Origin of the sequence: Geobacter sp. AOG2 (assembly GCF_019972295.1) — a bacterium.
Lineage (GTDB): Bacteria > Desulfobacterota > Desulfuromonadia > Geobacterales > Pseudopelobacteraceae > Oryzomonas.
This window is the reverse complement of the sequence record NZ_BLJA01000001.1, coordinates 2,375,114-2,395,414: the sequence shown is the minus strand read 5'-3', so window position 1 is coordinate 2,395,414 and position 20,301 is coordinate 2,375,114. Positions and strand designations below refer to the sequence as shown.

The window sequence follows — 20,301 nt, the reverse complement described above, 5'->3', positions numbered from 1 at the left end:
GTGAAACATAGTGAAAAGCGCCTTCAGGGCATTACCTTACAGAATTTTCGAGGAGTTGCATATGTCGAAAACCATTCTCGTTGTGGATGATGAAAAGGATATCAGGATATCCCTGGCCGGTATCCTTGAGGATGAAGGATATCAGGTGCTTACGGCTGACAGCGGTGTCGGGGCTCTGGAGTCCGCCCGTCAGGAACTGCCGGACCTGGTACTGTTGGACATATGGATGCCGGGCATGGACGGGCTGGAGACGCTTGAGCGGCTCAAGGCACTCTTTCCACAGCTTACGGTGATTATGATCTCGGGCCATGGCACTATCGAAACGGCGGTTCGGGCCACCAAGCTGGGGGCGTTTGATTTCATCGAAAAGCCGCTCTCCTTGGACAAGGTGCTCATCAGCGTGGTCAATGCCTTGCGCATGAAGGATCTGCGGATTGAGAACGAGGAGCTTAAGCGGGTGGTGGCCAATGAGTATGAGATGATCGGCGTCGCGCCGGTGATGGCTGAGCTGCGTGAACAGATCATGCGTGTCGCACCCACGACCGCCTCGGTGCTGGTAACGGGTGAGAACGGCACCGGAAAGGAATTGGCGGCGCGCTCGATCCATTATTACAGTCAGCGGAGTGACAAACCCTTTGTGGCCATCAATTGCGCCGCCATACCGGAGGAATTGATCGAGAGTGAGCTGTTTGGTCATGAAAAGGGAGCCTTCACTGGGGCCATTGCCCAGAAGAAGGGCAAATTTGACTTGGCTGACGGCGGTACGCTGTTTCTGGACGAGATCGGCGACATGTCGCTCAGAACCCAGGCAAAGGTCTTACGGATCATTCAGGAGCGGTGTTTCGAACGGGTCGGAGGCACCAAGCTGGTGACGGTGGATGTACGGATCATTGCCGCAACCAACAAGAGGCTGGATGAAGAGATCAGCCAAGGGCGTTTCCGGGAGGATCTCTATTACCGGCTGAACGTGGTGCCGTTTCGGGTGCCCGCCCTGCGGGAGCGGCATGAGGACATCCCGCTGCTCGTGCAGCACTTTGTCGCCCAATTCTATCGACGGGAAGGGCGCGAGCCCAAGACTTTTCAACCTGAGGCGCTCGGCCTGCTCACGCGGTACGATTGGCCGGGTAATGTCAGGGAGTTAAAGAACATCGTGGAACGCATTCTGATCATGACGCCGGGGCGGACCATCACCACGGCCGATATCCCGGAACTGCACGGATCCCCCGGAGCGTTGCCCCTGGCAGACTCCCCTGAACAGCAGCGGGACGGGGGAGTATCCGTGGGGACCCTGCGGGAGGCCCGTGAGGGGTTCGAGCGGGAGTTCATTATTCAGAAGCTGGAAGAAAATGACTGGAATATATCCCGAACGGCCGAGGTTATCGAACTGGAGCGGAGCAATCTGCACCGCAAGATCAAGAGCTACGGGATCGATGTCAGGAAATAGTTTCAGGGCATGACACCGACATGTCGGCGCCAGGGCTGCTCAAGGCCCTGGCGTTATTGTTTTCGGGACGGATGATGCGGGACGGGTCCAGGCGAGCAGGAACAGGGCTGCCAGGCACGCCAGTACGGCCCCGAAATAGAATGCTGCTTGGGGCGAGGCAAATTGCCAGATCATGCCGAACAGGACGCTGGCTGGCAGGGCGCCGATCCCCACGGCGAAGTTGTACCACCCGAAGGCGTTCCCTCGTTCCTCCGGTTCCGCCAAGTCGGACAGATAGGCCTTTTCCACCCCCTCGGTCATGCCGTAGAACAATCCATACCAGGCAAAGAGCAGCCAAATGTGCACCTCTGACGATGCCAGGGCAAAGCCGGCATAGGCAAGGGCATAGACTGCCCAACCGGCGATGATCACCCCGCGGCGGCCGATCCGGTCGGACAGGGTGCCGAAGGGCATGGCGGAGGACATCTTGACGACGTGGAAAAAGGTCCACAATAGCGGTATCCGGGCCGGGGTTACACCTAACTGGCCGGCCCGCAGGAGCAGGAAAGCATCGGAGGAATTCCCCAAGGTGAAGAGAAGGAGGATCAACAGGTAGCCCCTGATGTTCCCCGCCGGCACCATCTTCAGGCGCGTACCCGTCCTCCGGGAGGCCTCATGGGACCTATCGCGCACCTTGAAGATGATCAGGATCACGGCCAGGATGCCGGGGAAGGCGGCCAGCCAGAAGACCGTGCGCACGTCGGTAACGAACCACGCCATCAGGGCGGCGGCCACGAGCGGGCCGATAATGGCTCCCATATGGTCGAGGGATCGGTGGAAGCCGAAGGCCTTGCCCCGCTGGGCGAGGTCGGTGGAATCGGCGATCAGCGCATCGCGTGGCGAGGTTCGGACTCCCTTGCCGATGCGGTCGGAAAAACGCACGACAAGGACGGCAAGCGGGGAGCTGGCTAAGGCCATCAAGGGGCGCGCTAGGGAGGAAAGTGAGTAGCCCGCCAGAACGAGCGCCTTCCTTCCCCGGATACGGTCGCAGGCTATGCCCGACGCCAGCTTCACCAACGCCGCGGTGGATTCAGCGATCCCTTCGATCCCCCCCAGCACGTACGGCCCGGCACCCAGCACGCCCGTTACGAATAAGGGGAGCAGGGGATAGATCATCTCACTTGAGACATCGGTCAGGAGACTGACCAGGCCGAGGATAAGGACATTACCGCTGATGCCGCTGAACATGGGGGTCTCCGATTCTCTTCTGGCCCATGCCAAGAACGCTTGCCAGGTTCCTTTTGTTTTCATACTAGCGCGCTGTTGCGGTTGATTCAATATCGGAAATTGCCTGGTAGGAGGGCATGCTGCCTGAACAAACGGCAGTTTGGAGATAGTTTTGCACCATCTGAAACCTGTCGAATGGTAAAACATCTACATATTAGATGGTTATGCTGATGTTGTCCACTTGGCACACCCTGTGAATCGGTTTGATCAGAAGAACTACCCGGATGACAATGGAAAGTGTGTGGAGGCCGTATGGACAGGATAGAAGAACAGACCGAGATGCTGGAGCTTGATGAGGCTGTGGAAGAACTTGGGACTACCGGTCTCAGGCTGCTGATGCTGTTGCGGGAGGGAACCGTGGATGGGGTGGAACAGGAAGACGGCTCCTGGTTGATCGCGCGGGCTTCCCTGGAGCGACTCAAAGAACGGGGAGGGATGCCGCCGGTCAAACAGAAAGGGTGCGCATCGTCCTGCACCTCATCCAGTTGCGGTTGTTCGTGACATCTCCATAGGCGCTGCGGTTACGGCAGGCGTTCGCGTGCTGTTTCGAGAAGGCAGGCGTACACCTCTTCCCGGGTGACGAAGAAACGGGGCATCTCGTTGAGAATATCCTCCAGCAGGTGTAGAACCCGGCCGTCGCTGCTCTCCAGGGCATCCATGACCGCCTCCATCATGGGGAGAATGTCATAGAGATCGTCCCGGTTGAAAGGGGTCGGGTCCGGTATGCCGCTGAATTTTGGTATTTCCCGGTTTTGAATATCCTTCGGATATTTGTACTTCAGGTCTGACGCCTTGACAGTTATGCCCATTCCTCATCTCTCCTTTACAAAAATTTCCTAGTAGATTGTTGAAATTACAGCATCACAACCAGTGCGATGCCCCCGGCCACGACGGCCAGATTGCAACTGGCCGAGATACCGTGCAGTTTTGAAAACTCTCTCCGGAGCGGGTGTTCCTTGGGCGTCGTATCAAACGACGGGATCTGCTGCTTAAGGGCGGCTGCCCGCGGCTCGATATAAAATGCCTGAAACGAGGTAAGGGCCAGCATGACAATCAGCAGGATGGCCGGAACCAGAACGTTGGTGCGCATGATGAGTCGGCTCACCAGGGCGATGACGCCGCAGACCAACCCCCACCTGAAATATCCCGGGAAAAGTATCCCGACAATCTGGCCGGCATGGTCGCGGGACAGGGTCTTGAAGAGAATCGGCGTCAGGATGAAGGTGAACAGGGTGATCCCGCCGGTCCAGAAGGTAATGGACAGGCGATAGAGCAGTGTTACGATCTGCATGGTAGTTCCTCCGGCGTCATATGAATATCTCAGAACCTCTGCTGGCTGTTCGTTGGTGTGTCGTCATCGCTTGCCTCGAAGCTGGGCTTTATGACAACAAGATACACCAAGTAGATCCCGGATGTAAATTAAACGTGGGAAAACGGCACGGAATGATGTAGAAATAGCCAAAATCAAAGTTTTCGGGATATGCAGGCATGAAAAAAAGCTCAAAACTGCTGCTGCCTCTCCTGTTGGCAAGCATCGTGGTCTGCCTGGCCTTGATCTTTGCCGACCGCTGGCATTCACGGGACCGGCATCCTGATGCCGCCTACCTGTCGCTTCTGAAAGAGGCGTACGCTGCGGTGGTTACGAGTTACGTGGAAAAGCCTGATCCCAAGAAGCTTGTCCAGAGTATGGTGGATGGCATGTTGGCAGCCCTCGACCCACATAGCGCCTACCTGCCCCCTGAACCTTACCACGAGATGGAGATTCAGATGTCGGGAAGCTTCGGCGGCATCGGGATTGAGCTTGGGATGAAGGACGGCAGGTTAACGGTCATCGCCCCAATCGAGGACACGCCTGCCTTCCGGGCCGGTATCCAGGCCAACGACCACATCTACAAAATCGATGGGGTTCCCACTCAGGGGATGAGTATTTCGGCTGCCGTCAAACGGATGCGCGGCGAAAAGGGGACGCCGGTCACGTTGACTATCCTCAGAGGGGACTCGTCTCAGCCCCGGAACTTTCGGCTGATCCGCGCCATTATCAGGGTCAAGAGTCTGAAATCACGGCTACTTGAGCCTGGGTACGGCCTGGTGAGGATTACCCAGTTCCAGGAACATACCGGCGATGAATTCAGTCAGGCGCTTCAGAATCTCCATGCCGCTTCCGGAGGCAGGCTCAAAGGCTTGATCATCGATCTGCGCTACAATCCGGGAGGATTGCTGGAGTCCTCGGTACAGGTGGCCAATAATTTTATCGGAGACGACGCCGCTAAGACGCTGATCGTGTCGATCAGAGGACGTACCCCGGATGCAACCCAGAATTTTAATGCCACGCTGGGCCCGAAGGAGGCTCATTATCCTCTTGTCGTGCTGATCAACGGTGGCAGCGCCAGTGCCTCTGAAATCGTGGCTGGAGCCCTCCAGGACCACAAGCGGGCTATCATCATGGGTAAACAGAGTTTCGGCAAGGGGTCGGTCCAGAGTATTTTCCCGCTACGCGACCAAGGTGCCCTCAAGCTGACCACCGCGCGCTACTACACTCCCAGCGGTCGCTCTATCCAGGCGAAAGGGATCACACCCGATATTGAGGTGGGCACGGTGTGGCCGGTGGCGTCCAAGAACACGGCCAAGGGAACGGAAATCAGGGAAAAAGACCTGGAAAACAGGCTTGAGCCGAGTGATGAGGAAAAGGGTGTCAAAGAAAGGGTTGCGGCTCCCCATGGGCTGAGCAGCGTGGCCGATACGGCCAAGGACTACCAACTGAACCGCGCCCTGGAACTCCTGAGATCACTGGATCTGGTGCGGCAAAAGGGCGTCAGCGCGATGCCGTGACGCTCTCGTGAGTGTGGGTTATGAAAGACCCCGATTTCTGAAGAGCCGCATCAGCAGGACGCCCAGTATGGAAAGGCAGAGACCTGCGCAGACGAAAAGGTATCCGATGGCGCGTCCCTCGCCCCATCCCCACAGGTCGCGCCCTTTCATGAGGATAATCAGCCCAACGCCGGCGAAGGTGCCGATACCGCCGATGATGTATACCGCAAAGGCCACGATGGCCAGGCCTATTCCCTGTGGACGCGCCATGTAACTCTCCTCCCGACCCGCTATGACTACGAGAGCATAGTGGAGAAATGCCGGAGAAAAGTCAATTTCAAATCAAACCGTCTGCCCCGTTCCCGCGATTAACCACAGGGGGGTAGTAGCGGCTAAAGGAGGGTAACTATCATGAAGCTTGTCTGTCTGCTGGGCAGTCCCCGGCGCAACGGCAACAGCGCCACTATCGCCGCACATATCGTGCAGCGGGCGCAGGAGCTGGGAGCAGATACGGAGACGGTATACCTGAACGGCCTCCAGTATCGGGGGTGCCAAGGATGTTATGTCTGTAAGACAACCCAGGAACGGTGCGTGCTGAGCGATGATCTGGCCGCGGTGCTGGAAAGTGTTCGGGAGGCGGATGCGGTGGTCATGGCAACCCCGGTCTACTACGGAGATGTCACCGGCCAGTTGAAGACTTTTATCGACCGCACCTTCTCCTACCTGGTGCCAGATTATTATGCCAATACCCAACCGTCGCGCCTTATCCCCGGCAAACGCCTGGCATTCGTCTTTTCCCAGGGGAGTCCCGACGAAACCAGATTTGCCGATGTGTTTCCGCGCTACAATGAATTTTTCAAATGGTACGGCTTTGAGGAGGGGCTTGTGGTGAGAGGGTGCGGCCTTTCGGAGCGGAGTACCGTCACCAAACGGACGCAGTTGTTCGAACAGGCCGACGAGGTGGCCCGCAGGCTGGTGGGATAGGGGGACTTAGATCCCCCCCAACTCCCGGAGCTTGGCTCCAATATCCGGTTCCCGCATCAATGACTCGCCAACCAGGAAGGCGCTTGCGCCAGCGGCGGTCAAGCGTTGGATATCCGAGCGGGAATTGATGCCGCTCTCGGCCACTAAGAGCCGGTCGGGGGGGAGCATGCGGGCCAGCCGGTCCGTTGTGTTGAGATCGGTCACAAAGGTGCGCAGGTTACGGTTATTGACGCCGATCATGGGACAGTCGGTCTGAAGCGCTGCTTCCGTCTCCGTCTCGTCATGGACCTCCAGCAGTACGTCCAGGTGCAGTTCCCGGGCAAGGGCGTAAAACTCCTTCATTTGCGCCAGGTCGAGCGAGGCGGCAATCAGGAGGATGGCGTCGGCTCCCGCGGCGCGGGCCTCGTAGATCTGGTATGGATCGACGATAAAGTCCTTGCGTAACAACGGCAGGCTTACCGTCTCGCGGATCAGGGCCAAAAAACGGAGGTGCCCCATGAAAAAGTGTTCGTCGGTCAACACCGACAGGCAGGTGGCACCGTTTGCCTGGTAAATCTCGGCGATCTCCAGCGGGTCGAATTCCTCCCGGATGAGTCCTTTGCTGGGGGAGCCCTTCTTAACCTCGGCAATGATGGCGGTCCAGTCTGAGGCCGCTGCGTTCCGCAAGGCTCGTTCGAAGCCGCGCGGTTGATCCTCCAGGTCGGCGATGCGGGCCTTCAGTTCTGCGACCGGCGTGATTGCCTGGGCCGCCGCCACCTCTCCCCGCTTGTGTTCGTTGATCTTTTTCAGGATATCGGCCGTGTCGTCATGCATGGTGGCTTTGTCTCTCCCGGGTCTGTCCAGCCCGATGGCCCGCATTATTTTCCTTGATTCGTCAACTCCGCCAGTTTCTCGATCTGCTCAAGGGCGCGTCCCGAGTCAATAGCCTCGGCGGCCAGGGTAAGCCCTTCGGCGGGCGAAGCGGCCTTGCCTGCCGCCACGAGGGCATAGGCCGCGTTCAGGAGGACGATATCCCGTCGTGGGCCTTGTTCCCCTGACAGGACCGAGCGCACGATAGTGGCGTTGGCCGTGGCGTCTCCTCCCTTGAGAATCTCCATCGAGCAGCGGGCCAGCCCCAACTGTTCTGGCACAACCGTGCTCAGCCTGATCCCGGTAGTGGTGACCTCGGCCATCAGGGTTTCGCCGGTCAGGGTCATCTCGTCCATGCCGTCACTGCCATGCACCACAAAGCCATGCTTGCATCCCAGCCGATGCAGGACCCCGGCCAGTTTTTCCACCAGGTCGGCCCGGTAGACCCCCATGACCTGACAGTCGGCTCCGGCTGGATTGGTGAGGGGACCCAAGATATTGAAGACGGTACGGATGCCGATCTCGCGGCGCGGGCCGATGGCGTACTTCATGGCGCCGTGGAGGGCCGGGGCAAACAGGAAGCCGATGCCGATTCCGGCAATGCATTTTTCTACCGTCTCCGGGGTGACATCCAGGTTGATACCCAGTTTTTCAAGTACATCGGCGCTGCCGCAGGCCGAGGAAACCGATCGATTGCCGTGTTTGGCCACCTTGACGCCACAAGCCGAAACCACGAACGACACGGTGGTGGATATGTTGAAGGTGTTGGTGCCGTCACCACCGGTGCCGACCACGTCCAGAATGGTTTCCCGGTCGATGTTGATATCATCGCGGTCCATATCCAGCACATCCCGGCCGACCCGGATTGGTGTGGCCCGCTCGCGCATGACGCGCGCAGCGCCGGCGATCTCTTCAACCGTTTCGCCCTTCATGCGCAGGGCGGTGATAAATGAGCCGATCTGGGCAGGTGTGCATTCTCCCGACATGATCTGGTTCATCACCTCGATCATCTCGCCTTCGGAGAGATTCTCTCCCTCCACAACCTTGGCTATGGCTTTTCTGATCATAATCCCACTCCGTCCCGTTCGGAAGAAACCGGCTGTAGTTGTAATAAAAAAGGGGATGTGTGATCATCCCCAACAATACCTGTATGCAAAAACGGCAGGCCTGTTTTAGCGGCCTTCCCGAATTTTGAGGATGGCTTCCCTGATCATGGCCTCGGCTAAGTCCGGCACGATTTCCCACACAATCCGTTCGATCACCTCTTTTGATGCGCCTGCGATGGCCGCCCTGAGTTGCTCTTCGCTTACCGCAGCCTGTGGTGCGGCCTCCAGTGCGCTTGCTTCAGCCACAGCGGCAGGGTGGGGGAAGGGTGGTTCGCCGACAGGCGCGGCGCTGGAGAACATTTCAGTCGGCGCAGGTTGTTGAGCTGTTTCCGTGAAGGATATTTCGCCAAAGGCCGTCTGCTGCATGGAAACCGGAGGCTCGCGAAAGCCGCCGGCTTCCGGGGTGAACTCGAAAGTCTGCTCCTCAACGGGGATCCATTGGGAACCGCTTGTTTCCTGTGTTGTCTGAGGAGTCGCCGGCTGGATTGCTGCAAAGTCGGGCTCTTCATTGACCATAGCAAAGACGTGGCCCTGTTCCGTTGTCGGAGCCGGTTCAAAGACTGTTGTCGCCGTAGCGACAGTCGCTGCGGGTGCTTCGGCGGGGGTGAACGCACCCCATATGTCGCCCGGTTTGGCGCTGTCGATGGCTACCGCCGCAGCCGAGGGGAATACGGGGGGCTCGGGCGGTGCTTGGAACGCCGGGGTTTCCTGGATCGGTTGTGTCAGCGTAGCGGCTGAAGTGCGGGAAAGCCCCAGTTCAAAGAGTGCTTTGACCTTGGAAACGATCTGTTGGGATTCGAAAGGCTTGGCAAGGAGATCATCGGCTCCGCAACTTTTGGCTTTATTCTCGTCAAACGGTTCGAAGGAACCGGTCAGGAGCAGGATGGGCTTTGCAGCAAGGGTAGGGGTTGCGCGAACTGCTTCACAGACTTCGTAACCGGTCATTCCCGGCATGAGTGCGTCGATAAGCAACACATCGGGCACGATCTCCCGTGCCTTGTCGAGTGCGTCCTTGCCATTGTCAACTACCGTGAGAGCATATTCATCACCCCCGAAAATGATGCCAATCACTTTCTGGATGGTAATGCTGTCATCGGCAAGGAGAATTTTGATGCTCATCGTTCCCTCCCTTGTGCGGCGCGTACGATGAATGGAAGTGCGATGAAAGCTACCATACGGCCGCTAACGTGTCAAGGTTTAAGCAGTTCAATGACTTTGGTCAGATTCGGCGGAACGGCTTTTAGCATGGGATGAAAATGCCGCAAGGGTGAGTGTAGAGAGCCCCCTCCGCAACTGATTGAATAGCCGGGTGTCCCCATAATCGAGACGATTGGTCGGGAGGGTCACGAGATGGTCCCGCGGAGGCCGTCCTGACGGATGGGGCGGCGACCGATGGTTTTCATTTTCAGGAAAAACATCAAGTGCGCATTAGGAACGGTAGTCAGCGTTGATGCTGACATATTCGTGGGAGAGGTCCGAGGTATAGACCGTCGCGCTGCCGTCGCCCAAGCCGAGGCCGACGGTGACGGTGAATTCCTTTTGTCTGAGCACCTCGGTGCCGCGCGCTTCGGCGTCGCCACCGGAAAAGACGCCGTTTTTTGCCATGCAGACCGTATCGAAACTGAGGGAAAGGAGCGATTGGTCCACCTCTGCCCCCGAGTAACCCACGGCTGCAAAGATACGGCCCCAATTGGCATCTTGCCCAAAGAAGGCGGTCTTTACCAGGCTGGAGTTGGCGATGGCCATGGCCGCCCGTTTGGCGTCGGTGTCACTTTTGGCCCCGGTCACCCGGATTTCCACGAATTTGGTGGCCCCCTCGCCATCCTTGACGATCTGTTTGGCCAGAGAAAGGAGCACGTCCTGCAACAGGGCCTCGAATGCCAGAGCTTCAGGCGTTCCCGCCACGATGGCCGGGTTTTCCGCCATGCCGTTGGCCAGCACCAGGCAAGTGTCATTCGTGGATGTATCGCCGTCCACGGTAATGGCATTAAAGGATGTTTCCACGGCGCGCCGGAAACTCTTATCCAGAGCAGGGGGTTCCACGGCGGCGTCGGTGATGATGAAGGAGAGCATGGTCGCCATGTTGGGCATGATCATGCCCGCTCCCTTGGCGATGCCTGCCACCGTATAGGTGACACCGCCTGCCTGGCCGCTCCGCGCTTCCATCTTAGGGAAAGTGTCGGTGGTCATGATGGCCTCGGCCACATCATCGAGTGTACCGGAGGTCAGACCGTCTACCAAAGCTGGGATTGCCGCTCGCACTCTGTCCACGGGGAGTTGCACGCCGATGACGCCGGTGGAGGATACTTGCACCGCCTCGTCAGGGATGCCCAGGCCTTCGGCCACCTGACGTGATGTCTCGCGCGCCGCCCGCATGCCCTGTTCGCCGGTGCAGGCGTTTGCGTTGCCGCTGTTGACCACCAGAGCCTGGGCCTGACCGTTTTTGATACGCTCCGCCGAGAGCAGTACCGGTGCCGCTTTGACGGCATTGGTGGTGAATACCGCAGCCGCCCGGGCCGGCGCCTCGGAGAAGATCAGGGCCAAGTCTTTTCTACCCTGTTTTTTGATGGCTGCTTCCACGGCTGAGAATTGAAAGCCTTTTATGTCCATGGCGCTACCTCGAAAAACTCTTGTCGCTCCAGCTTGCAAGGGAGACAGACTCTTCTGGAGATATCTTGGGTTTAGTATAACTCCGCCGCCCTGTAGGACTCAACCCTCTTTCGCGATGCCCCGTGCGGATCCCGTGTCCACGGCGGTGGCTGCTATTTTCCACAGCATTTCTTGTATTTCTTGCCACTGCCGCAGGGACAGGGATCGTTTCTGCCCGCCACCTTGGCACTCTTGGCCGGCTCCTGGTGGCGTTCCTCATCCCCCGCAATGTTGAAGACCAGTTTCCTGCTGCGCTGTTCCTCCGCTATCTCCTCGACCTCGTCCTCGTGGTTGACCTGGACCCAGTAGATGCGTTCCACCACTTCCTCGCGGATGCGGACAATCATCTCCATAAAGAGGTTGTACGCCTCCTTTTTATATTCCTGTTTTGGGTCTTTCTGGCCATAGCCGCGAAGGCCTATGCCTTCCTTGAGGTGGTCGATGTTGAGCAGGTGGTCTTTCCAGTGGGTGTCGATGGCCTGGAGCATCATGACCTTGATCAGGTGATCGGTTAACTCATTTCCCAATTCAGCGGCCTTGGCCTGGAAGATGGCGTGGGCCTGCTCCTTGAGCGTCTCCCGGAAGTTTGTCGGGTTCAGTCGGGTCAAGGTTTCCTGCGGTAGATCGAGATGGAGGTTGAAACACTTGAAGACCAGTTCTCCGATGGCCTGCCAATCCCATTCGCTGGCCGACGTTTTTTCGATGCAGTAGGTGTCGGAGATATCTTCTACGGTCTCGTCCAGCATATCCAGGAAGCTGTCGCGGATATCCTGGCCCGCAAGGATCTCGCGGCGCTGGGTGTAGATCACCTCGCGCTGCTTGTTCATGACGTCGTCGTACTCGATCAAATGTTTGCGGATGTCGAAGTTATGCGCTTCCACCTTTTTCTGGGCATTCTCAATGGACTTGGTGATCATGGTGTGGGTGATGGCCTCACCCTCCTCGATTTTGAGCAGGTCCATGATTTTTGCCACGCGCTCGGAGCCGAAGATACGGAGCAGGTCATCCTGCAGTGAGAGGTAAAATTTGGATGAACCGGGGTCGCCCTGACGCCCGGAACGGCCGCGCAACTGGTTGTCGATGCGGCGAGACTCGTGGCGTTCGGTACCGAGGATATGCAGGCCGCCCAGCTTGACAACCTCGTCGTGTTCGACGGCACATTGAGCCCTGAATTTTTCCAGCTCTGCCGCGTACTGCTCGTCGGTCGCTTCGGGATTGGCCCGGCGCCATTGTTTTGCCATGGCGTCCGCGTTGCCCCCCAGAAGGATGTCGGTACCGCGGCCGGCCATGTTCGTGGCGATGGTGATGGCGCCTTTGCGACCCGCCTGGGCCACGATCTCGGCCTCGCGTTCGTGCTGCTTGGCGTTAAGCACGTTGTGGGGGATGCCCTGGCGTTTAAGCAGTTCCGCAAGCACCTCGGACTTTTCGATGGAGATGGTACCAACCAGGCAGGGTTGGCCGCTGGCATAATGTTCCTTAATGTCCTCAATAACCGCGTTGAACTTCTCCATCTCGGTCTTGTAGATCACGTCCGGGAAGTCCGGGCGCAACAGCGGTCGGTTGGTGGGGATGACCATTACTTCCAGCTTGTAGATCTTGTTGAACTCCTCGGCCTCGGTGTCGGCGGTTCCGGTCATGCCGGAAAGTTTGGCGTACATGCGGAAATAGTTCTGGAAGGTGATGGTGGCCAGGGTCTGGTTCTCGTTTTCGATCTTGACCCCTTCCTTGGCTTCGATGGCTTGGTGCAGGCCGTCGGACCAGCGCCGACCCGGCATGAGGCGGCCGGTGAACTCGTCCACGATCATGACCTCACCGTCTTTCACCACGTAGTCCACATCGCGCTTGTACATGGCGTGGGCTCGCAGGGCTTGTTGAACGTGGTGAAGAAACTCGATGTTGCGCGGGTCGTACAGGTTGTCCACCTTGAGTAGTTTTTCCACCTTCAGAACGCCCTGCTCCGTGAGGGTGGCGCTCTTGGCCTTCTCATCAATAGTGAAGTCGCCTGTGTACTGCTTGCGCTTACCCGAGAGGGTGTTGGCCTCGACTTCCAGTACCTCTCCCCGTTGCAGCATCGGGATGATGCGATCGATGATGTAGTACTTGTCGGTGGATTCTTCCGTGGGACCGGAAATGATCAACGGTGTTCGGGCCTCGTCGATCAGGATCGAGTCGACCTCATCCACGATGGCGTAGTTGAACCCGCGCTGGACGTAGTCCTCCAGGTCGAATTTCATGTTGTCCCGCAGGTAGTCAAAGCCGAATTCGTTGTTGGTCCCATAGGTGATGTCGGCGGCGTAGTTGTCCCGGCGTTCTTCATCCTCAAGACCATGTACGATCACGCCGACCTCCAGCCCCAGAAAACCGTACAGCCTCCCCATCCACTCGGCATCGCGTTTGGCCAAGTAGTCATTGACGGTGACGACATGCACGCCCTTGCCGGAGATGGCGTTCAGATAGGCAGGTAGGGTTGCCACAAGGGTTTTCCCTTCGCCGGTCTTCATTTCGGCGATCTTGCCGGAGTGCAGCACCATGCCACCGATCAACTGTACGTCGAAGTGGCGCATCCCCAGCACCCGCTTGCCCGCCTCGCGGCAGACTGCGAAAGCCTCGGGAAGTAATGCGTCGAGAGATTCTCCCTTGGCATGGCGCTCCTTGAATTCAAGGGTTTTGCCGCGCAATTGTTCATCGGTGAGCTTGGCAACGGAGTTCTCCATGTCGTTGATTTTGGCAACGATCGGCCAGAGCTTTTTCAGTTCGCGTTCGTTCTTACTGCCGACTATTTTTTTGATAAGGGAACCAAACATTACAATCTCCCGCGGAATTTAGTGACGATGAAATAGCTTTTAAAACTAGCATAAGTCGGCACATCACTTCAATAAAAATCACGGCCGGCCTGCGCTGGATGCCCCTCTGCAAGGCTTGGTGTTTCCGGATGACTGCTTGTCTCCGTGCACATTGCCTTGGCGGAAAGCGGGGGTTATGTGTAATGCGCGGTAAAACAATGGCGTTTAAAAGTGGTAAAATTGTAGTTTAATAGAACAGTGGTTATTATATGCTTTTATCTGTAATTTTATGTTGAGCTGTGCAGGTATTTGTTTTTAAATTACCGAAATAAATAAATAAAATTTATTTGCATTGTCTTTGAATAAAAAGACGTTGACATTTTTAGAACGTTGTATTAAATGGTGAATTAAGGTTGTAAATTATTTTTTTTAAAACGATGGTTATTGTTGTTTTGTGGTGCCAGGGAGATACTGTGGACAGAGCAAGGGGAACATACTCGGTTCAGTGTGTACTCAAGGCATTTGACCTCTTGGAGGCTTTAGCCGCCGAAGGCGCGAACGTGACCATTCCTCTCTTGGCTCAAAAACTCGATTTGAGCAGAAACAAGGTGTTTCGGCTGCTCGCGACGCTGGAGGACAGCGGTTTCATTGAGCGGGATGATGCCGGTGTCTATCGGCTTGGCCTGCACGCTTTCGAGATGGCGCAACACATCTTGAAAAGCGCGAGTCTTATCAGGTTGGCCCATCCGGTGATGGAGGAGTTGGCCCGCAAGCACGACGAGGCGATCTACATCACCGTGATGAATAATGACGAGGTGCTGTTTCTCGATATGGTTGATTCATTCCAGCAGATAAAAGCCATCGACATGGTGGGACAGCGCTTCCCCTTCTTTACCAACGCAGCCGGCAAGGCGATCAAGGCCATGAGCTCTCCCGATATCATCAGGCACATGGGTAGGCGCCGCAGCGGTAAAGACGGGATGCCCGATCTGAATCAACTCGAGAAAGAGCTGCATGAAATACGTAAAAACGGTGTGGCCATCGACTTTGGCGGGGTGGGAGACGGTATTTGCGCCGTGGCGGTAGCTATTCGCGACTATGCCGGCAAGGTGGTCGGGGCGCTAACCATGCTGGCCCCTTCGTTCCGCATGCTTCAGGAACGGCTGGAACAAGAGATTGTACCCTCTATGCGTGAAGGTGCAGAGATTCTTTCGATGAAATTCGGATATGTCAAGGTGCCGGCTTATTGAGATTCGATCCATGAAATTGAAAGGGGGCGTTGAACACGGACAGGGGGAAGGGACAGCATGACCGGCCACTAGTTATAAAGAGAAAGGAGCAACCCATGGCAGAGAAACAGTATGATTGGTCAGCAATTGCGAAGAATCCAAAGTTTATCGAACTGCATCACAAAAAATCCGCTTTCCTTATCGGGTGGTGGATATTCTCCTGCGTGTACTATTTCCTCCTTCCCATAGGAGCAGCGTATGCGCCGGGGCTCTTCAAGGTCAAGATCATCGGTGTCATCAATTTCGGTTATGTTTTTGCCCTTTCCCAATTCTTTGTTTCCTGGGGATTGGCCCTGTACTACGCCCACGTTGCCAACAAGGACTTTGACCGGCTGACCAGGGAACTGGTCGAAGAAATTCAGTAAAGGAGGATACGACATGACTCTCAAGAATATCATCATTGCCACCGGTCTGGCTCTTTCCGTAGCAGCCGCCGCCTTTGCTGAAGAACCCTCCAAGACTCCGGCCGGCCCCGGCGCAATGCCTACCGCAACCGCTCCTGCCGCTGCCCCCTCCGCGATGACCGCGCCGGCTGCCCAGTCTCAGGCTCCGGCTCCGGGCGCCCCGGTCAAGAAGAAGGAACTCAAGGCGGATAAGGCCATCACCCTCTCCATGTTTGCCGTCATCATCGGCATCACCATGGCCGTTGTCGTGTGGGCTGCCCGGCACACCAAGACCGCGGCCGACTTCTACGCCGCCGGCGGCGGCATCACCGGAACCCAGAACGGCTGGGCCATTGCCGGCGACTACATGTCGGCGGCCTCTTTCCTAGGGATTTCAGGCCTGATATCCCTCTACGGCTATGACGGGTTTATGTACTCGGTCGGGTGGTTGGTGGCCTACATCACCGTACTCCTGATCGTGGCCGAGCCCTGTCGCAATGCCGGCAAGTACACCTTGGGGGATATTCTTTCCTTCCGCACCGAGCCCAAAAAAGTTCGCGCCGTGGCCGCCATATCCACCGTGGCCGTCTCGACCTTCTACCTCACCGCCCAGATGGTCGGCGCCGGTAAGCTGATGGCGCTCCTGGTTGGTGTCCCCTACAGAACCGCCATTATCGGCGTCGGCGTCTTGATGGTCGGTTACGTCGTCTTCGGCGGCATGACCGCCACCACCTGGGTCCAGATCATCAAAGCCGGTCTGCTCATGTCCGGTGCGGTCCTGCTGTCGGTTTTGGTTATGGCCAAAGCGGGCTTCAATCCGATCGGCTTCTTCAACGATATCGTTACCAATCCCAGCATTCAGGACCACGTCTCCAAGCTGGTGCTGAAGGACGGTGTAACCCTTAACGGCATCGATGCCGGACAGCGCTTCCTGGAGCCGGGATTGTTTCTCAAACAACCGCTTGACCAGATATCCCTCGGCATGGCTCTGGTGCTCGGCACTGCCGGTATGCCCCATATCCTGATGCGCTTCTTCACCGTGCCCACGGCCCAGGCTGCCCGTAAATCGGTCATCATCGCCATGTTCATTATCGGCGGCTTCTACGTTCTAACCACCCTGCTCGGTTTCGGTGCCGCCATCCATCTGACCCCTCAGGGCATTATCGCGGTTGACAAGGGCGGCAACATGGCCACCCTGATGCTGGCCCAGCAGATGGGCGCCGATATCGCCCCGATCGTCGGCGACCTGTTCCTGGCCTTCCTCTGTGCCGTTGCCTTCGCCACCATCCTGGCGGTAGTCTCCGGCCTGGTTCTGGCTTCTTCTGCAGCCATTGCCCACGATATTTACGTCAACGTGATCAAGGACGGCCACGCCGACCAGCACGAGCAGGTCATGGCGGCCCGTGTCACCTCGCTGGTGGTCGGCGCCTGCGGTATTGCCATTGGTATCATGGCGGAAAAGGCGAACGTTGCCCATCTGGTGGCCCTGGCCTTTGCCGTGGCTGCCTCCGGCAACCTGCCGGTTGTCGTGCTGTCGCTCTTCTGGAAGAAGTTCAACACCGCCGGCGTCATCTCCGGCTTGGTGGTCGGCACCATCGCCTCCATTGGCTTGGTGATGGTTTCCCCCAATATGACCTACCCCAAAGTGGTGGCTGCCGGAGCTCAGAAGGTCATTACCGCCATGGAGAAGAAACAGGCCGCACTGCCTGCGGGCGCCCAACTTGAGGAGAAGGACGTCAAGGCCCTTGCCAAAGCCCGTGAGGATTACGAGAAAAACAAGAACGGCACGTCCATGATGGGCCTCGACAAACCGCTCTTTGCTCTCAAAAACCCTGGTATCATCTCCATTCCGCTCGGTTTCCTAGCCGCTATTTTCGGGGCACTGGCATTCCCCAGCAGGCGTTCCGAGGAGATGTTCGACGAGATTTACGTCCGCCAGAACACCGGCATCGGCATGGCCAAGGCCATCGACCACTGATGGTTTATAATTTGAACGTATGAGTGTATAATGGGGAAGGTTTCGGCTTTCCCCATTTTTTTGATTACTGGGGCTGACCATGGCGCAACGTTCGAAGCATATGCCGGTAACAGGGAAACCGGGAGGAGAAATCCGTCCGCCGGTTCCTGACGTCCGCAATTACGATATCCTGGGGCAACTGCCCGATCTGCACAGTATTGGCCGATACTGCACCCCTGACGACATCAGTCGTTTTCTGCGTAATATTTTTTCGGTTTTGGACGGAGACCGGCAACGCATGGCGGGGTGGCGCACTGAGTGCGGTCGGCTCATGGACCGCATAACCGATAGTGGGCACCATGAGCTGAAAAACATCCACGAGGACTTGAACCGGATAGAAATTGAGCGTTTCCTCCTGACCTTTTCTGTTGCGGCTCTTCATCATAATTGTACCCATTACCGGGATGAACTTGCCAAGCGCGCCATGAAGGTGGTGGCCGATGAGCTTGAAAGCCGGGGGAACCCCTTGCCGCAAATTCCGTTTGCCTTGATCAGTATGGGTAGTGATGGGCGCGAGGAACAAACCCTGATTACCGATCAGGACTATCTGATTGTTTACGGTGACGGCGGCGGAGAGCAGGTCGACAGTTATTTTCTTGAATACTCCTCGCTACTGGTGGACCGGCTGGAAGAGGCCGGTTTCAAACGCTGCACCGGCGGCATCATGCCGACGAACTCCACGTGGCGGGGGTCACTATCCCAGTGGCGCAAGCGCCTTCTGGCCATTGTCAGGTATGAGATGGAGGATTACTCTAAGAATATAATGGATTTGATTGTCCTTTCCGATGCGCGTTACGTAGCCGGCGACCGCTCCATAGCCGGGAGCCTCATTGAATTGATCAGGGTGATGGAGCGGGATTACTTTCAGGTGTTATGGGGTATGGCCCGGACGGCAACGGAAATGAGGCTGGCGTTGGGGTTCATGAAGCGCCTCTGGACCGAAGGCAGTGGCGAACATAAGGGTGAGTTTAACCTGAAGCTGTTGGCCTGGGCGCCATTGGTAATGAATATACGTATTCTTGCCATCAACCAGGGGGTTCCGGCGACAAACACCGTGGAACGTATTGCTTTTCTTGAAAAAGAGGGCAGTTTTTCGACGGAGATGGCCCAAGCCCTCCGCGATGCCTATTATATTCTCACCAAATATCGCATACTCATGCAGATCAATGTGATCAAGGGAATCCAGGGTGATGCGCACTATCTCAATCCATATGGGCTACCAGCCGAAGAACATGAAAAGGTGCGCCATGCGATTATAAAGATTGAGGAATTACAAAAAATCATTCATACAAATTTTTCTATTGTCTGACTCCATGGTTTTCCGGGATCATGTCCATTGACGAAACCACACTGATTGGGTTGTGAAGTAGAAAAAAGGGGTGTCGCAAGACACCCCTTTTTTGTTGCCATAATTTAATCGGATAAACCGATTAACGTTTTTTTGTGGTAGCCTTCTTTGCCTTTACCGGAGCGGCGGCTGCGTTGGTCCAGTTGTTCAGGTTATGGGCGATGTTATGGCAATCCTGGCATCGGGAAAATTTGACCATCAGGCCGGCCGGATGCGGCGTGCCATGGCAATCCTGGCATTTGGGCAGCATCTTGTGCTTGTTCTGATGGCACGTTACGCAAAGAAGCTTACCATGTTTGGTTTTGCTGGCCGACAGGAGCGACATGGCATTCTTGTGGCAGGCCGCGCAACTCTTATTGGGTAGGGCTGGGCCGTAGGTGACAACCTTGGGCATATGGGCTTTATGACAGTTTTTGCAGTCAGCTGCGGTCATGTCACTGGAGTGGGGCTTGTGACACTGGGTACATTGTGGGATCTTGCCGTGAACATCATGGCAGAATGAACAGTTGAGAGCGCTATGTTTGCTCTTGTTCTCCCTCAGTTGCTTTATCTGGCCGGTGTGGCAGGAAAGGCAGGGATCGGTTATGTTGCGGCCAAAGGAGATATCCTTGGGTCTGTGCGGATTTTTGTGGCAGGAGAGGCATCCCGAGAGCTTGTAGTGCGGCTTGTCGGAGTGGCACATGCTGCATTGGGGGATCGGCCTTTTGACAGCGGGAGGATGCCCGATGTGACAATCCAGGCAGGATACGCTTGTCTTGTGGGCTCCGCCTGCCGCCGCAATGTCTGCAGGGGGCTTGGCATGGCACTTGACGCAGTCAAGATTGGCGAGCGATCCGGGAGAGGCATCGGCTGCCCAGGCGCCACCGACAAGGCTGAGGGCCAGGGAGAGTGCTGCAAAAAGTCGGGCTACGGTTTTCATTTTTCCTCCTTCAAGTCAAGCGAATAAAAATTGGGGTTGATTATAGGCAAAAGCAAGCGTGGTTTGCAACAGAGATTTCATCAAGGATTGAGATTTACCCGACGGGGAATCGCGAGGCCCATTCCCATTGTTATGGGATATTATGCAATTAATTACCTTTTTATCTATTAATTATATAAAAAATTGTTGACAGTTCTGTAAATTGTTGTAAATAGATGATCAAGCTAAAAAAAGAGGTGGTATGGAACTGTTATGAAATGTATGAACAAGGTAAAGAACATCCGCGAATCAAAGCTCATGAGCAAGTCTGAGCTTGCCCGGAAAGCCGGAGTGTCTGCGCTTACGGTAGACAGGATTGAACGTGGGGAGAGTTGCCGGCTTGAAACCAAGCGAAAAATTATTCTTGCGCTAGGTTACTCACTCGACGACAAAAACAAGGTCTTTCAGGATTAACGA

Annotated in this window: 19 protein-coding genes; 9 read left to right on the top strand and 10 right to left on the bottom strand. The window is 56.4% G+C overall.

The features are described 5' to 3' along the window. Window positions 1-61: 61 nt before the first annotated feature. A complete protein-coding gene (locus LDN12_RS10840) occupies window positions 62-1,444 on the top strand; it encodes a sigma-54 dependent transcriptional regulator (protein ID WP_223922692.1) in 1,383 nt (460 codons plus the stop codon). 39 nt (window positions 1,445-1,483) lie between these two features. Here LDN12_RS10840 and LDN12_RS10835 read toward each other — a convergent pair whose 3' ends face one another. After that, window positions 1,484-2,671, bottom strand: coding sequence for an MFS transporter (locus LDN12_RS10835; protein WP_223922691.1), 1,188 nt, complete (start codon window positions 2,669-2,671; stop codon window positions 1,484-1,486). Between the two features lie 291 nt (window positions 2,672-2,962). Here LDN12_RS10835 and LDN12_RS10830 point away from each other — a divergent pair, with 291 nt between their 5' ends. Next, window positions 2,963-3,211 carry a hypothetical protein gene (locus tag LDN12_RS10830; protein ID WP_223922690.1) on the top strand — a complete coding sequence of 83 codons (249 nt, stop codon included), beginning with the start codon at window positions 2,963-2,965 and terminating at the stop codon, window positions 3,209-3,211. Between the two features lie 20 nt (window positions 3,212-3,231). On the opposite strand, the gene LDN12_RS10825 is transcribed toward LDN12_RS10830, so the two are convergent. Together LDN12_RS10825 and LDN12_RS10820 are read right to left on the bottom strand one after the other, a co-directional pair. Continuing rightward, complete coding sequence (locus LDN12_RS10825) at window positions 3,232-3,519, bottom strand: hypothetical protein (RefSeq protein ID WP_223922689.1); 288 nt, start codon at window positions 3,517-3,519, stop codon at window positions 3,232-3,234. Between the two features lie 44 nt (window positions 3,520-3,563). Next, entirely contained in the window at window positions 3,564-4,001 is a 438-nt protein-coding gene (locus LDN12_RS10820; RefSeq protein ID WP_223922688.1) for a DUF4149 domain-containing protein, read from the bottom strand. Between the two features lie 197 nt (window positions 4,002-4,198). Between LDN12_RS10820 and LDN12_RS10815 the strand changes: the two genes are divergently transcribed. Continuing rightward, window positions 4,199-5,539: a S41 family peptidase gene (locus LDN12_RS10815; protein ID WP_223922687.1), complete on the top strand. Its 1,341-nt coding sequence runs from the start codon at window positions 4,199-4,201 to the stop codon at window positions 5,537-5,539. A gap of 18 nt (window positions 5,540-5,557) precedes the next feature. Here the strand turns inward: LDN12_RS10815 and LDN12_RS10810 are convergent, their stop codons facing one another. Next, window positions 5,558-5,788 carry a hypothetical protein gene (locus LDN12_RS10810; protein WP_223922686.1) on the bottom strand — a complete coding sequence of 77 codons (231 nt, stop codon included), beginning with the start codon at window positions 5,786-5,788 and terminating at the stop codon, window positions 5,558-5,560. A 141-nt stretch (window positions 5,789-5,929) separates the two neighbouring features. On the opposite strand from LDN12_RS10810, the gene LDN12_RS10805 reads away from it, so the two are divergent. Next, on the top strand, window positions 5,930-6,502 hold the full coding sequence (locus LDN12_RS10805; protein ID WP_223922685.1) for a flavodoxin family protein: 573 nt from the start codon (window positions 5,930-5,932) through the stop codon (window positions 6,500-6,502). A 6-nt stretch (window positions 6,503-6,508) separates the two neighbouring features. On the opposite strand, the gene trpC is transcribed toward LDN12_RS10805, so the two are convergent. The 5 genes from trpC to secA all read right to left on the bottom strand — a co-directional run bounded on the left by trpC (window position 6,509) and on the right by secA (window position 13,910). Continuing rightward, window positions 6,509-7,315, bottom strand: a complete 807-nt coding sequence (trpC, locus tag LDN12_RS10800; protein WP_223922684.1) for an indole-3-glycerol phosphate synthase TrpC — start codon at window positions 7,313-7,315, stop codon at window positions 6,509-6,511. 44 nt (window positions 7,316-7,359) lie between these two features. Further along, window positions 7,360-8,418, bottom strand: a complete 1,059-nt coding sequence (trpD, locus tag LDN12_RS10795; RefSeq protein ID WP_223922683.1) for an anthranilate phosphoribosyltransferase — start codon at window positions 8,416-8,418, stop codon at window positions 7,360-7,362. Window positions 8,419-8,523: 105 nt separating this feature from the next. Continuing rightward, window positions 8,524-9,576: a response regulator gene (locus LDN12_RS10790; protein ID WP_223922682.1), complete on the bottom strand. Its 1,053-nt coding sequence runs from the start codon at window positions 9,574-9,576 to the stop codon at window positions 8,524-8,526. Between the two features lie 309 nt (window positions 9,577-9,885). Beyond that, window positions 9,886-11,067 carry a bifunctional glutamate N-acetyltransferase/amino-acid acetyltransferase ArgJ gene (gene argJ / locus LDN12_RS10785; RefSeq protein WP_223922681.1) on the bottom strand — a complete coding sequence of 394 codons (1,182 nt, stop codon included), beginning with the start codon at window positions 11,065-11,067 and terminating at the stop codon, window positions 9,886-9,888. Window positions 11,068-11,219: 152 nt separating this feature from the next. Then, window positions 11,220-13,910 carry a preprotein translocase subunit SecA gene (gene secA / locus LDN12_RS10780; RefSeq protein ID WP_223922680.1) on the bottom strand — a complete coding sequence of 897 codons (2,691 nt, stop codon included), beginning with the start codon at window positions 13,908-13,910 and terminating at the stop codon, window positions 11,220-11,222. A gap of 416 nt (window positions 13,911-14,326) precedes the next feature. Here secA and LDN12_RS10775 point away from each other — a divergent pair, with 416 nt between their 5' ends. The 4 genes from LDN12_RS10775 to LDN12_RS10760 all read left to right on the top strand — a co-directional run bounded on the left by LDN12_RS10775 (window position 14,327) and on the right by LDN12_RS10760 (window position 18,887). Continuing rightward, window positions 14,327-15,139: an IclR family transcriptional regulator gene (locus LDN12_RS10775; protein WP_308464316.1), complete on the top strand. Its 813-nt coding sequence runs from the start codon at window positions 14,327-14,329 to the stop codon at window positions 15,137-15,139. Between the two features lie 95 nt (window positions 15,140-15,234). Then, window positions 15,235-15,543, top strand: a complete 309-nt coding sequence (locus LDN12_RS10770) for a DUF485 domain-containing protein (RefSeq protein WP_223922678.1) — start codon at window positions 15,235-15,237, stop codon at window positions 15,541-15,543. Between the two features lie 13 nt (window positions 15,544-15,556). Next, window positions 15,557-17,539 carry a cation acetate symporter gene (locus LDN12_RS10765; protein WP_223922677.1) on the top strand — a complete coding sequence of 661 codons (1,983 nt, stop codon included), beginning with the start codon at window positions 15,557-15,559 and terminating at the stop codon, window positions 17,537-17,539. A gap of 79 nt (window positions 17,540-17,618) precedes the next feature. Continuing rightward, entirely contained in the window at window positions 17,619-18,887 is a 1,269-nt protein-coding gene (locus LDN12_RS10760) for a putative nucleotidyltransferase substrate binding domain-containing protein (RefSeq protein WP_223922676.1), read from the top strand. A 121-nt stretch (window positions 18,888-19,008) separates the two neighbouring features. Here the strand turns inward: LDN12_RS10760 and LDN12_RS10755 are convergent, their stop codons facing one another. Then, window positions 19,009-19,845 (bottom strand): cytochrome C, encoded by an 837-nt coding sequence (locus tag LDN12_RS10755; RefSeq protein WP_223922675.1) that lies wholly within the window; start codon window positions 19,843-19,845, stop codon window positions 19,009-19,011. 252 nt (window positions 19,846-20,097) lie between these two features. Between LDN12_RS10755 and LDN12_RS10750 the strand changes: the two genes are divergently transcribed. After that, window positions 20,098-20,298: a helix-turn-helix transcriptional regulator gene (locus tag LDN12_RS10750; protein ID WP_223922674.1), complete on the top strand. Its 201-nt coding sequence runs from the start codon at window positions 20,098-20,100 to the stop codon at window positions 20,296-20,298. The last annotated feature ends 3 nt before the right edge of the window (window positions 20,299-20,301 follow it).